The organism is Pseudomonas sp. 22082, from assembly GCF_052046055.1.
In the GTDB taxonomy this organism is placed as follows: Bacteria; Pseudomonadota; Gammaproteobacteria; order Pseudomonadales; family Pseudomonadaceae; genus Aquipseudomonas; species Aquipseudomonas pharyngis.
Genome location: NZ_JBQEQB010000021.1, coordinates 1 through 13,899, shown reverse-complemented (window position 1 = coordinate 13,899; position 13,899 = coordinate 1). Strand labels below are relative to the sequence as shown.

General features: G+C 55.6%; 11 protein-coding genes. 3 read left to right on the top strand and 8 right to left on the bottom strand.

What is annotated here, in order from left to right; all coding sequences use genetic code 11:
- Window positions 1-83: 83 nt before the first annotated feature.
- From ACTJK9_RS22260 to ACTJK9_RS22240, 5 genes are all read right to left on the bottom strand, one after another.
- Window positions 84-1,061: a 2-hydroxyacid dehydrogenase gene (locus ACTJK9_RS22260; protein ID WP_440816266.1), complete on the bottom strand. Its 978-nt coding sequence runs from the start codon at window positions 1,059-1,061 to the stop codon at window positions 84-86.
- A gap of 21 nt (window positions 1,062-1,082) precedes the next feature.
- Complete coding sequence (locus ACTJK9_RS22255; protein ID WP_085610399.1) at window positions 1,083-2,381, bottom strand: MFS transporter; 1,299 nt, start codon at window positions 2,379-2,381, stop codon at window positions 1,083-1,085.
- Window positions 2,378-3,451: a sugar kinase gene (locus ACTJK9_RS22250; RefSeq protein ID WP_440816262.1), complete on the bottom strand. Its 1,074-nt coding sequence runs from the start codon at window positions 3,449-3,451 to the stop codon at window positions 2,378-2,380. The genes ACTJK9_RS22255 and ACTJK9_RS22250 overlap by 4 nt, the downstream gene beginning before the upstream one ends.
- Window positions 3,444-4,226 (bottom strand): sugar phosphate isomerase/epimerase family protein, encoded by a 783-nt coding sequence (locus tag ACTJK9_RS22245; RefSeq protein ID WP_440816260.1) that lies wholly within the window; start codon window positions 4,224-4,226, stop codon window positions 3,444-3,446. The genes ACTJK9_RS22250 and ACTJK9_RS22245 overlap by 8 nt, the downstream gene beginning before the upstream one ends.
- Before the next feature lie 189 nt (window positions 4,227-4,415).
- On the bottom strand, window positions 4,416-5,444 hold the full coding sequence (locus ACTJK9_RS22240) for a LacI family DNA-binding transcriptional regulator (RefSeq protein ID WP_440816257.1): 1,029 nt from the start codon (window positions 5,442-5,444) through the stop codon (window positions 4,416-4,418).
- Window positions 5,445-5,878: 434 nt separating this feature from the next.
- On the opposite strand from ACTJK9_RS22240, the gene ACTJK9_RS22235 reads away from it, so the two are divergent.
- The 3 genes from ACTJK9_RS22235 (at window position 5,879) to ACTJK9_RS22225 (ending at window position 11,197) form a co-directional block, all read left to right on the top strand.
- Window positions 5,879-6,508 carry a hypothetical protein gene (locus ACTJK9_RS22235; RefSeq protein WP_440816254.1) on the top strand — a complete coding sequence of 210 codons (630 nt, stop codon included), beginning with the start codon at window positions 5,879-5,881 and terminating at the stop codon, window positions 6,506-6,508.
- 133 nt (window positions 6,509-6,641) lie between these two features.
- Window positions 6,642-8,651: a hypothetical protein gene (locus ACTJK9_RS22230; protein WP_440816251.1), complete on the top strand. Its 2,010-nt coding sequence runs from the start codon at window positions 6,642-6,644 to the stop codon at window positions 8,649-8,651.
- A 191-nt stretch (window positions 8,652-8,842) separates the two neighbouring features.
- On the top strand, window positions 8,843-11,197 hold the full coding sequence (locus tag ACTJK9_RS22225) for an autotransporter outer membrane beta-barrel domain-containing protein (RefSeq protein WP_143492844.1): 2,355 nt from the start codon (window positions 8,843-8,845) through the stop codon (window positions 11,195-11,197).
- Window positions 11,198-11,266: 69 nt separating this feature from the next.
- On the opposite strand, the gene ACTJK9_RS22220 is transcribed toward ACTJK9_RS22225, so the two are convergent.
- The 3 genes from ACTJK9_RS22220 to ACTJK9_RS22210 form a co-directional block, all read right to left on the bottom strand.
- The gene (locus ACTJK9_RS22220) at window positions 11,267-11,713 is read right to left on the bottom strand and encodes a hypothetical protein (protein ID WP_221397424.1); all 447 of its coding nucleotides are present in this window, start codon (window positions 11,711-11,713) and stop codon (window positions 11,267-11,269) included.
- Between the two features lie 280 nt (window positions 11,714-11,993).
- A complete protein-coding gene (locus ACTJK9_RS22215; RefSeq protein WP_085610392.1) occupies window positions 11,994-12,635 on the bottom strand; it encodes a DUF1345 domain-containing protein in 642 nt (213 codons plus the stop codon).
- A 96-nt stretch (window positions 12,636-12,731) separates the two neighbouring features.
- Window positions 12,732-13,694 carry an IS110 family transposase gene (locus tag ACTJK9_RS22210; RefSeq protein ID WP_221397423.1) on the bottom strand — a complete coding sequence of 321 codons (963 nt, stop codon included), beginning with the start codon at window positions 13,692-13,694 and terminating at the stop codon, window positions 12,732-12,734.
- Window positions 13,695-13,899: the final 205 nt, after the last annotated feature.

Below are 13,899 nucleotides of genomic sequence, written 5' to 3'. Positions count from 1 at the left end.
CCCCCCCCCCCCCCCCCCCCCCCCCCCCCCCCCCCCCCCCCCCCCCCCCCCCCCCCCCCGGGCCGGTACAAGCGCTGAAAGCTTCAGCTCTGCCAAGCTGATGAGTTCACCAGATTCATCGGCTTCTTCCCAGCCAACGCCGCCAACAGATTCTCCACCGCACACCGCGCCATCGCCTCGCGCGTCTCATGGGTCGCCGAGCCCATGTGCGGTGTCGCCACCACGTTGTTCAGCTGCAACAACGGCGAGTCATGATTCAGCGGCTCACGCTCGAACACATCCAGCCCCGCCGCGCGAATCCGGTTATGGCGCAAGGTGTCGATCAGCGCCGCCTCGTCCACCACCTTGCCCCGGGAAATATTGATGAAGATGCTGTCCGGCCGCATCAACGCAAACTGTTCGGCGCCAATCAAACCTTCAGTCTGCGCTGTCAGCGGCAAGGTCAGGCAGATGAAATCCGCCTGCTGCAACAGATCCTCCAGACTGCGGTACTGCGCATCAAAGCGCGCCTCGACCGCCGGTTTACGCGACTGGCTGTGATAGATCACCGGCATCCCGAACCCGAAATGCCCACGCTGGGCCAGCGCCTCGCCGATTCGCCCCATACCGATGATGCCCAGGGTCTTGCCGTGCACATCGGTGCCGAAATGCGCCGGGCCGATGCTGCGGTGCCAGTGACCGCCGCGCACCATGTTCGCCAGTTCCACCACGCGCCGGGCGGTGGCCAGGATCAACGCGAAACCGGTGTCGGCAGTGGTTTCGGTGAGCACGTCCGGGGTATTGGTCAGCAGGATTTTGCGCCGGGTCAGGTAGTCGATGTCGTAGTTGTCGACGCCCACCGAGACGCTGGAAATCGCTTCCAGCTGCGGTGTCAGATCGAGCAGCGCCGCGTCCAGTTTCAGGCTCGCGCCGAGCAAGCCGTGGGCACCGGGCAGGGCGTCGCGCAGTTTCATCAGGCCGTCGGCGTCGAGGCTGTCGATCAGCGTCACATTGACCTGTTCCTCAAGGCGCGCCATCAGCGCCGGCGATAGTTTCTTGTACAACACAACCTGCTTTTTCATCGCAGTCATCTCTCTATCAATTCAGGAATGGGCCGGCTGCGGACGCGGTGCGACGCGCTTGGCCGTCACCCGGTCGCTGGCGCCGGGCTTGAGAAAAATCGTCAGCACCACCGAGAGCATCAGTGCGCCGCTCATCAACAAGTACGAAGCGCCGGGCGAACCGGTGGAGCTGTTCAGGTAGCCGACCAGATACGAGCCGCCGAACGAACCGAGGGCGCCCATGCTGTTGATCAGCGCCATCGCACCGCCGGCGACATTGGCCGGCAGGATCTCGGGGACGATGGCGAAGAACGGCCCGTAAGGCGCGTACATGCAGGCGCCAGCGATCACCAGCAGCGTGTACGACCACCAGAAATGCTCCGCGCCCAAGGCGTAGGAGCCGTAGAACGCCACCGAGGCAATCAGCAGCGGCGGCCAGACGAAGCGTTTGCGCTTTTGCAGCTTGTCCGAGCCCCAGGACACCAGCAGCATGCCGATCACCGCTGCCAGATACGGCAACGCCGACAGCCAGCCGGCCTCGATCATGTCCATCTGCGCGCCGGCCTTGAGGATCGACGGCAGCCACAACACGAAGCCGTAGACGCCAATGCTCCAGCAGAAAAATTGCAGCGCCAGAATGATCACCTTCGGCGAACGGAAGGCTTCGGCGTAGTTCTTCACCGCTTTGATCCCGACCTGTTCGGCCGCCAGCGCGCTTTCCAGATCGTGCTTTTCCTGGTCGTTGAGCCACTTGGCCTGGGCCGGACGATCATCGGCCAGCTTCCACCAGATAAAGGCCCAAAGGACTGCCGGCAGACCTTCGATGATGAACATCCAGCGCCAGCTGAAATGCTGCACCAGATAGCCCGAGACCACCGACATCCACAGCATGGTTACCGGGTTGCCGAGGATCAGGAAGGTGTTGGCCCGCGAGCGTTCGGCGCGGGTGAACCAGTGGCACAGGTACACCAGCATCGCCGGCATCACCGCCGCTTCGACCACGCCGAGCATGAAGCGGATGACGATCAGCCAATAGGCGTTGGAGACCACGCCGGTCAGCGTAGCGAGCCCGCCCCAGAGGATAAGGCTGACGAAAATCAGCTTCTTCACGCTGTGCTTTTGCGCGTAGATCGCGCCGGGCACCTGGAAGAAAAAGTAACCGAGAAAGAACAATGCGCCGAGCAGCGAGGACAGGCCCGGGGTGATCATCAGGTCGGCGGCCATCCCGGAGGCGGCGGCGAACCCGTAATTGGCCCGGTCCAGGTACGCCAGGCTGTAGGTGATGAACACGATCGGCATGATGTACCACCAGCGGCGGGTGGCGAGGGTTGCGGTTTTCATGGTCTTGCTCCTGAGCTTGTTGTTTTTGTCGCAGCAGGTTCAAAAAATGTTGTGTCTGTTATGCCCCCTTCGCGAGCAAGCTCGCTCCCACAATGTCCGTGGCGTACACAAGNGAGCTTGCTCGCGAAGGCGGCCTCGAATTCAGCGGTGAGTTCGGATCGGGTGGGCAGTCCCTCCATGTCGCCACGGCTCTGCACCGCACGGCTGCCAATCCAGTTGGCGCGTCTGACCGCCTCGGGAAAACTCTGGTGCTCCAGCAGGGCGCTGATCATCCCCACCGCAAATCCGTCCCCGGCACCCACCGTATCGACCACGGTCTGGACCGGCACGCCGGCGACAAACCCTTGATCCAGATGGGTGCGGTAATACGCACCCTGCGGCCCGAGTTTGATCGCCACGGCTTCGGCACCTTGATCGAGATAAAACGCCGCGATATCCGCCGGGTCTTCAAATCCGGTCAGCAAGCGACCTTCGCTCAACCCCGGCAGCACCCAGTGGGCGAGGGCGGCGAGACGGTTGATCTCGCTGATCATCTCCCGTTCGCTGGCCCACAGGCTCGGGCGCAAGTTCGGGTCGAACGACACGCTACGCCCGGCGTTGCGCATGCGCGTCATCAGTTCACGGGACATTTCCCGCGCCGACGCGGACAGCGCCGGCGGAATGCCGGTGGCGTGCAGGTGCCGGGCGCTTAATAACGTTGGGTTGATCGACTGCGGTGACAGATGACTGGCTGCCGAGCCGCGACGGAAGTACTCGACCGTCGGATCGCTGCCGTCATCGTTGCGCGACTTGAGCTGGAAACCGGTCGGATGAGCCTTGTCGACTTCGACATGGCTGCAATCCAGTCCCTCACGGGCCAGGGTTTCGACGACAAATCGTCCCAGCGAATCAGCACCGACCCGGCTCAGCCACGCGACCCTGAAGCCCAGCCGCGACAAGCCGATGGCGACGTTGCTGTCCGCCCCGGCAATCCGTTTGTGGAACTGCTCGACGGAGGCCAGATCACCGCTCTGTTCGGCGACAAACATGGCCATGGTTTCGCCGAACGACAGAATATCGATCTCAGACATGAGCAGGCTCCAGACGGGATTGGCCGAGGCGGGCGAGGGCGGCGACGTGTTCGGTGGTGAGCTGCATCAGGTCATCGCCCTGCAACGGGTATTCGGCAGCGCGCATGACCCCTTGGGCCATGTGCCGCAGCAGTTGTTCCCACAGATGCAGGTCGGTGGCGGCGGGCGGTACTGCCACCAGTTTGCCGTCGTCACGGCGGGCCACGGCTTTGCAATGCACGTAGCCGACGTGGCGGCCAAGCAGTCGTGCAGCGCTGGTGGCGGACTGGTCTTGCCACTGCCAGTTGCCGATGTCGAAGGTCATCTTGATCGGCAGGTTGTGTTGCTCGACGACAGCGAAGAAACGCTGGAACGGTTCGATCCGCCCGCCGTGCAGGGTCTGGTCGTTCTCTACCAGCAGTTGCACAGGGCTCTGCGCAAGAATTTGCGCGAGGGTCTGCAAATCGTTGTTGTCGGTGAAGAAGCCCAGGGAAACCTTCAGCCACTTCGAACCGAATGCTTCGGCATTTTGCAGCGCGGTGATCAGTTCGGGATTGGGCCGCGACTGACCGGCCAGCCACAGTTCGGTGGGTGAGGAGTAAATGCTTTGCAGGCCTTGAGCTTGGGTGGCTGCGGCGAGTTTTTCAGGGACTTCATTGGTCAGCAGCTCCTCGCGCCATTCGATGCGATTGGCGCCCGCAGCGGCCAGCACTGCGATGAACGAGCCTTGACCACGCCGGCGCACAAGGTCGGCGCCGTAGCTGGACAGGCTGATGGAAACGGCAGGTTTATTCATTGTTATCTACCTCTGAAACCGGTTTCATTTTTGTTCAAAAAAAATCAGCAAGTTGTGCAGTGCTCTTTCGGGCCCCTTCGCGGGCAAGTCGAATCGTCGCACCGCCGCTCCCACAGATATAGCGTCGTTCACAGTTCTCAAGTACACCCGAACACCTGTGGGAGCGGGCTTGCCCGCGAAGAGGCCGTGTCAGTCACCACAAAATCCACGGGTCGAACCGCGCTCAATCAGCACCGGCGCAAAATCCAGCGTCCGCGCCGCTTCATCATCCCCGCGCAAACGCTTGAGCAAACACTCAAACGCCCGGGCACCAATCTCTTCCGTCGGCTGGGCGAGGGCAGTAATCCCGCTGCCCACCAACGGATACCAATCCAGATCATCCAGGGCGATCAACCCGACATCCTCGAACAATCGGCAGCCAATCTCGCGCAGCGCCAGGGTGCAAGCCAGCGCCGCCACGCCATTGGCGCAGAACAGGGCTTTCGGGCCGTTATCAGGTGTGTTCAAAAAGGTTTGAAGATCGTTCACAAGGCTCGAGTCAGTTTCCAGTACCGCGCCACGCATGTCTTTGCGCTGGCCAATCTGCTGCTGAAAACTGCTGACCCGCTCGATCCGCGAACTGGTGCCGTCATAGGGTTCGGTCACCAGCAGTACATCGCGATAGCCACGTTGCTGAAGATGTTCGAGCGCCATCTCGATGGCTTGCGGGTTGTTCAGCCCGACCATGTCGCTTTCCAGCCCATCGACTTTGCGATCCACCAGTACCAGCGGCATTTCCCGCTTCAACTCATCCAGCTCATCCCGGTGATGGCCCAGGGTGTTCACGATCAGCCCTTCGATGTTGTACGAGCGCAACAGCGCCAGGTGCTGGCGTTCCTGTTCGTCATCGCGGTCGGTGTTGCACACCACCAGGCTGTAACCGTGTTGGCGGCAGGCGGTTTCCACTCCGTGCATCACGGCAATCGAATAAGGGTTGCGGATATCGGCCACCAGCATGCCGATCAGGCGAGTGCGACCGCGTTTCAGGCCTCGGGCCATTTGATTGGGACGGTAGCCGAGTTCGGCAATCGACTGCTCGATGCGCTGGGCAATGGCATCGGAGAGCAGGGCGCGATCATCGCCGATGAAGCGCGAGACGCTGGCCTTGGACACGCCAGCGTGTTCGGCAACGTCGAGCATGGTGACGCGGCTGCGCTGGGCGGCGGAGAAATCGTTCACGGTGATGGACCTTGTTTTTATGTCTGTGCAGCAACTGAAACAGAAGCTGAAACCGGTTTCAGTTGGCCTGAAAAATTACTCCCTCGTCAAGTTTGCTTGATGGGTGTTTTGGATTCGCAGTGAGGTTATTCCGACGGGTGGTCGTTTTACCTGTCAGATCTGACAGTAGGCAGCGGCAGGAAGTCGGCGCTTAATCAACCATAAGACGCGATTGAACGATTTGTGCATTGACAACACTTTCGCCAGAGAAAATACCCATGTCAAAGCCTGATCAGTAGATAACTGCCGCACCTCTAAAAATAGACGGTGTAAGTGATATCGATCCGGCGAAGATACCGTTCGAGGTTTTAATAAGCGGGACTGTCGGACGACTGCCAGCTTGGCCAAATTTTCCTGTGCAACCGGCTCCGGGCCAGCCAGCGGACTATTACATTTTGCATGTTTACTGGTTTCAAAATGGCAACGAGACAGAGATTTTTACCGAGACCTATACGTACCTTGACTATAAACCCGAGTTTACATTTTCAATAACACCAGAGCATATGAGCGTTGATGGCTCTGCACTTCTTTATTACATTCTGGAGGGGCGTAACGGTAATGAGGATCCTTCGCCAAAGCGTTCCCTGATCATCGACCACACGTTGGTACCGTCGCTTCATGGGCCGGAATTTCCTGATGCAAACATTCATGGTGAGTTGAACTGTTATTCCTTGACGCCTGTCTCGCAAAAAATTCGAGTAAAGATACTACCTGAGTCGGTATTTGCCGATCAGGATGAGTTTGAGCTTGATTGGCAAGGTTTTGCATCTATAACCGGCGTACCACCCGCACTCACGCCGATTCATAAGTTTAAAAAAACGATCACCGGAAGCGATCCTGCTAATGGATTTATTGTCGATATTGCGTTTGATCCCTATGTTAAACCAATGGTAAGTGGTCATTCCGGAGCAGCCCAGTACACGATATGTCGAAATGGAGTTCCAGTTTATAGGTCTCGCAGAAGTGTAGTAAAAATTGAACGGATGATTGCAGGTGAACCTATTCCATGCGGGGGGTTTCCTTGAGTTTTTCACTATAGAAAATTGATGTATCTGAAGAAGTTGTGCCCTGGGCTACAGCAATTTAAGTTTCCCATTGTGCAGTTCTGGGTTTGTTGCTGAACGTCTTGGATTGTCTGTCTTACATGGAGAAACCAAAATGAATGTTAAAGCCACAACAACTGGCGGTCAGACGCTGACGTCGGTTGAACTCGCCAAACAGTCGCGTTTTGCATTGCGTACTGCCAGTTCAAATCTCGGAGCAAGGCTACCCGATCCCCCGATTGTAGGGTTGCTGGCGCGTAGACTGGTCCCGAAGACAATCCTGGATTCAGGAACCTTGCAAGTACAATTTCTAACGAACACGATTCAGGATCCGCAGGACGGTGATGAGTGGGAGTTGTGGCAGAGAAAGGGCACTACCGGAACAGAAACAATGGTCGACAATGACACTCTGGGCAATGTCGCGGGTCGTCCTGCGGAAGTTCTTATTGACATCCCTACGGCAGCACTTCTGGATGATGATATGGTGCGGTCTTCGACAGCCTGGCAGTTTCAGCTAAGGCAATTCAAAGGGACCGATGGCAATGAAGATAAATCCAATTGGCTGATTGCAGAAGTTGATAGGAATCCACCCGAAGTTGATAAGGTGTCCGGTACGAAATTTCAACCGGAAAGAGCGATTTATCAAAACCTCCCGAGCAAAACAATTGACGAGGATTGGCTGGCGAATAATTTGACTTTAAAACTTCAGGTCAGTCGAATCTATGAGTTCTATAGTGACGATGACACGATCGATGTTTACTATGGTGAAAACTATGGCACAGGTGGCACGTTGCTCCTGAGTCAAGCATTGATTGCGGATATAGTCGATATTCCATCAAGCGAACTGCCAAAAGTGGATGGGTTCAATTACCTCTGGTACAGATTGAAAGACTTGACGGGGAATGTAAGCGAGCCATCTATTGCGAACGATTTTACGGTTTCTCGCATTCCACCTCCCACGCTTCACGATTGCGAATTCCCGCAGGGTATCTCACCGGATCCGATTGATCTGAATGATTTGCAGGGAACGGTTTATCTGAACGTCCGTCGGCCGGACAATGCACGAAATACTGATCGTATTTCTCCGACTGTATCCAATGGCTCTCTCTCAATCGGCTTGGGTACTTTACCGCTGAATAATGCCAATCTATTGCAATTCCAGATATCACTCAGCAGATTACTGGCACTTTGGGATAACGCCACAGCACCCGTACCGATCACGGGCAGATATAATTTCCTTCGCGGAATAGAGCCGGCAGTGCCTTCCGTCGACGTCAATTCTGTACTCAATCTCCTGTACCCTGGCCCGGTAAATCCGGGTTTTCCGGATATCAAAAATCCAAAGATGGTCAAAGTTGAGGTTAGGGGTGCCTCAGACAAGCTGAACCATATCACCTCGAGTGATCGACTTGCGGATGTGACAATCAGTACGCCGATGAAGGAAGTAGCCGATCCCTGGGTGCCGGTAACGGGGGACGTTGCGCGACTCTGGATCAATGGCGCTGAAGTTTTCGATCTGGATTTGACACCGACGACGACGCTCTTGACCCATACGATGACACCTGCTGAATTTGATGCCGTGATTGGAGCGCCTGGTAAAAAATATGCCTACTGGACGATTGAGAATCCTGCGCTCAGCTCGGCTGTCATGGAGTCATCAGAGACTGAAGTCCAGGTAGATCTGGCAACAGTCGATCTGCCAGAGCCTAGAGTTCGGCTCTTTAATGGTTTCGTCTCCTGCAGATATTTGACGCGGCCAGATTTTGAATTGCCGGTTACTGTAGATATCGATACCACGCTCATGCCGGCGGGTACCATCGTTACGGTTTATTCACAGGGGTATGAAGACGCACTGGGCACCAAGCCAGTTAAAGATACCGATTTTAAGGATACTTACACGGTTACAGGTAGTGAGAATCCATCGGAGTTTGTGTTGAATGTAAAACCTTATTTGACCAGGTTGAAGCCTATTCAACCTCCGAACGGTTCCGGGTTGCCCAACGGTTATATCAAAGTCTGGTATTCGATATTGATCGCCGGTCACCCAAATCCTTCAGAAGAGTTTTTCAATGAGGTTTCCTTGCTGAACGGTGATTTCAAATACTGTGACGAGGTTAACCCATAACGAAATAAAATCGCCTGTCGGGAACCAGGTTTTCCGACAGGCTCCTTTCATTCAGCCCGGAAAATTTTCCGCAGGTATTCACAGACTTCTCCTACAGACCATCACGAAGTGGACCTGTAGGCTAACGCCGCCGTGGGTGAAGGATCTTTACCCGTTCAAATAGCATCGTCGTTCCTTCGGGAGGACTGAATTTGGGTACTTTTACTATGTGGCAAATCACACATGTGGCTTCCAGCGTAAGGACGGCAATCTGGCTGACGAGCTCATCATTCTGTTTCTCATTGTTAGCCAGCGGTTCTGCTACTGCCGGGGGGCTCGTTGGTGGCCCGCCTCACACCGTCAACAACGGTGACAATGAGGAATCATGGCAGCTCTCACAGAATGCAACGTTGAATATCAATCAAGCCCGGACGTTTGATATTAGCGCCCAGCAATCTCAAGTGAATGCCACCGGTGCACGGACTCAGCAGATTTCCGCAGGCGCAGGTTCGGATGTGCGTCTGGCAGGGACTACGGTGAGCGGCGGTAATGCACGTGCCGGGCTTGAACTCCTCAACAGTACCGCGACCATTTCGGGCAACAGTATTATTTCGAGCAATCGTCTCGGGTTGCAGGCAGCCCGCAACACCAGTACCTCGACCGGGTCAAGTGCGACTGTCAGCGATAGCATCATTACTGGCGTAACGGGCGGCGCACGCGCGACGGCATTCAGCAATCTCACTTTTTCCAACTCCTCGATCACAGGTACTGGCGCTGCCAGTTCTGGTGTGAGCCTTCTGAGCGGGACTGCATCTGCCAGCAACAACACGCAAATTTCGGGTGGACAGAACGGTGTAACACTGGGGCTTGAAGGGGCCGGACTCCCGGCGAGCCAATTGCATCTGGATCGTTCGAGCGTGGAGGGCCAGAGCGGATCGGCCATCGTCGTTGACTACGCGGACCTCTCCGCGCCTGCTTCATCGATCGATGTTTCAAACGGTTCGACACTGAAGGGGGGTAATGGAACTGTTCTTGAGGTCAGGCGCGCCGGCAATGTCAGCATGAACGTTGACCGAAGTGACCTGACGGGTAACGTACTGGTATCAGATAGCAGTGTGGCCGCATTGAGTTTTTCTCAGGGATCGCTGACCGGTGATGTGAAAGCGGATACCGGAGCGACTGCCTCGGTGGCTCTTGCGCAAGGTTCGCAATTGACCGGCGCCATGGCGGGGGTGGCGTCGTCCACCATTGATTCCTCATCGCGCTGGAACATGACGGACAATAGTCAGGTCGGAAACCTGATTCTGAACGGTGGCACGGTCAAGATCGGCACCGATAGCGCTTTTCATCAATTGGACGTGCAGAACCTCTCCGGTAACGGCGTGTTTGAAATGAATGTCAATTTCGCGACGAACCAGGCCGACACCCTGAACGTCACGGGTACAGCCACTGGCAATCATCAACTGCTGGTAAACAGTTCCGGAGCAGAGCCGGCCAGCGGACAACCCGTGCAATTGGTACGCACTGCACAAGGAGACGCCAGTTTCTCCCTGGCGAATGTCAATGGCGAAGTCGATCGCGGTGCGTTTGTCTACGGATTGAAACAGAGCGACAGTGGTCACGACTGGTTTCTCGACCCGACTGCCCGAAATGTCAGCCCATCCACGCGAGCGGTAACAGCGCTGTTCAACACCGCCATTACGGTGTTGGATGGGGAGGCGATGTCACTCCGCAGTCGCATGGGAGAGGTCCGATTCAACCAGGATAAGTCCGGTGCCTGGGGCAGAGTTTATGGCAGCAAGATCAACGTCTCCGACGCCTTTGGTGATGGGTACCAGCAGAGCCAGCAAGGCTTCACACTGGGCGCCGATGCGCCTTTACGCCTGGGTGCCGGGCAGTGGCTGCTCGGAGTGATGGCCGGGCGCAGTACCTCGAATCTGGACTTGCATCGAGGAACCAGTGGCACGATCACTAGCAGTTACATAGGTTCGTACCTGACCTTCATCGATGAAACGAGTGGTTACTATGTCGATAGCGTTGTAAAGCTCAACCACTTCCAGAACGAGGCTAAAGTCGGCATGACCGATGGCTCGCGGTCAAAGGGCGATTATGACAACAACGGTATCAGTGGATCGGTCGAAGCCGGCCGTCATATAAAGCTTGATCGTGGATACTTCTTGGAGCCCTTTATTCTGGGTTCTGCTGCTGTAATCAAGGGCAAGGATTACGGTCTGGATAATGGCTTGAGCGTTAAGGGTGACCGTACCCGCTCATTGCGCGGCAAAGTGGGTGTTACGGCTGGACGCGATGTGAAACTGATTAACGGCGCAACCGTGCAGCCCTATGTTCGCTTGGCGCTTGCTCACGAGTTCTCCAAAAACAATGAGGTCAAGGTCAACAACAATGTGTTCAATAACGACCTTTCCGGGTCTCGTGGCGAGTTGGGGGGCGGTGTAGCGTACAATTTGTCGGAGCGCTGGCAGGCGCATGTAGAACTCGAATACATGAGTGGTAAAAATATAGAGATGCCTTTGGGAGGAACCGTGGGGGTTCAATACAAATGGTAGAGCACTGGCGCAGGCTCACGTAACAAAAGGAAGGCCCTGGTTTATTAGCCAGGGCCTTTTTTCACATCTTCAGCTGAGCCAGGTATCAAAATTCGCAGTGCAAGGAAACGTGCCACTACCATCGGCTTTGGTGACATCGGCTGTGAAGGATCCGCTGAACTGATTTTCGGCAATGTCCAGCTTGTAACTCAGAATTCCGCCAGTCGCTTTTTGCAGTGTCGGATTCTCCGGATCTTCGTAGTTGTTAAAGATCACGTTCGAATCAAGATCGTCGTCGGTTATTGAAATTCTACCCTCGAGCGTGCTTTTCTTGAACACGATCGTAAATGTTCGTGCATAAGTGTTCTGGCGATCATATGCAATCACCATGTATACGTCCCCTCTACCGGGAGTTGTGGACTCTTCAAGCACAGTGTACAAGGCCTTGAATGTTGATCCATTTTCCAGGTTAGCTGTGAATTCTTCCCTGGGTGCTAACTGACTACTGTAGTTGTTTTTTCTGACTGCGCTGCTCATGAGTCAAGTCTCCGATTGTTCTGTCAGGGGTTTCCACGCCGAAACACTTGAACGGACATGGATAACCTATATAAGGCCTGCTCGCGCGCTTTGTCTACTGTCGGATATTACAGCTATGAAAATCGAATTTTTTGTGGTTGGAATAAGTTTGAGGGGGCGTCGCTGTCTAAAAGACGCAGGAAATGTATTCGTTATTACAAATCGGATAAATAACTATTTGTGATGCATGTCCTTTCTCAATATAAACGTTCGTTTATCGGCATGTAGAGCGCAGCCAAACTCAGCCAAACAAACCTGCCGCAATATTGATCGAGAACCCCAGAATCGCTGTGTTGAACACAAAACCGATCAATGACTGTGCCAGCACGATCTTGCGGATTTCCCGCGTTGCCACGCCAACGTCCGCCGTCTGCACCGCCACTCCGATGGTGAACGAGAAGTACAGAAAGTCCCAATAGTTGGGCGTCGTCAGACCTTCGGCAAAGCGCAGTGCCGGCTCCTTGCCGTCCCAGGTGTAAAACAGGCGGGCGTAGTGGACGCTGAAGATCACCCCGATCAGCAGCCATGAGCCGATGACCGTCAGCGCGGTAAATCCGTAGTGGAGGAGTTTGCGGGTGGTTTCCAGATCCTTGCTGCCGGCCAGTTCCAGGGTGATGGTCGCCAGGCTGGCCAGCGCCGCAATACACACCACGAACAGCACCAGCCCGGCGTTTTCATCTTCGACGACGGCTATTTGCTTGACGTCCGGCGCCTTGGCCCGAGAGGTGAGCCAGAGCATCAGGGCCAAATAGGTCCAGACCCCTGCATTCCAGCCGATGAGAATTTTGCTGATGACAGAATCGGCAGGCACTAGCAGGCCGACGGCAAGGCCGAAGAGGGCAGCGGCAGAGAGGCGAGGGTGGGTGCGAGCGAGAAAGCGCATGGAGGGCTCGATGGGCCAGGGTGGTTCAGACACCTTAGCTCAGCGCTGACAGGTGTGGCCACAATGCCGGATGTTTGCAAATCCCTGTGGGAGATTCTATGTTGCAGGGGAACCCTGCAACCTTAAATTCGGTTGGTATTCGCTCTGGTTTTTCATGAGGGCGAATGCCACCCGGCAAAGCTTGCGGGCGAGGATGACCAAGGCTTGGGTTCTGGCTAGACCTCTTGCCAGATAGGACTCATAGAACGGTTTCCAGACAGGGGACCGACAAGCTGCCATAGCTGCATTGTGTGCAAGACGCCGTAATTCCCCGTCACCTTTTTTGCTCAAGTGGCGAGGACTGTGTTTCTTACCTGAGTCTTTTGCCTTCAAGTCCATTCCCAGAAAGGCGATGAACGCATCGGCGCTGGCGAACTCACCTCGCATGTATGTAGTTGCCAGGCCCGTTGCCGTGAGTTCACCAACTCCTTCAATCGCTTTGCAGCGTCTGATGTTTTCACTAATTCCGGCTTCTTGGCTGACTTTACGAAGCAACTCCTGAATGGCCTGATCCAGCTGTTTGAAATGCTTCAACCCATCGGCCAAAAGATCTTCAAGAAGAGGTTCGGTTGACCAGCTCAGCTTGATACTGACTCGGACCTTCATCAGCTGTGCACGCTTGTTAAGCAGACTTTTCAACACTGTGTAGTGCCGCGGTGGTGGGTTCCAGACCCGCAGCCGATGCTGTTCACTGGTTAGATAACGCGCCAGAAGACGTGCATCACAAGGGTCGGTTTTTGCACGCTGACCGATGCTTTCGCGGTAATGGCTCACCCGGTAAGGGTCCACGATGTAAACCCGATGCCCCATACCATGGGCCAGTTCGGCCGTGTCCAGGTGGTAGAGATTAGTGGCTTCCAGGGCGATTGAGCTTTGGGCGGGCAGGGTCTTCAGCCAATGACCTACAGATGTGCGGTCGTTGTTGATGGCCTGGATGATTTTCAGATCTTCGCGATAAACGACGATTTCGGCCTTGGCCACATCGACACCAATCACCGTTGGCGAGGTAAGGATTGTCATGACGAATCCTCGGAGCTAGGGTTTAAGAGCTTGTCGGGGTCTACCGTAGCGCTGGCTTGCCTCTATCGTCGGTTTTACCGATGAATTCCTTATCGGCGCTTTAGGTAGAAAGGGCGGGACGAGAAGTCTCCCACGGTCCGTACTGGCTAGAGTCGGAATCGAGCTTTTAGTCCCGCCCACCCCTTCAAGTCTAAACATACAAGCG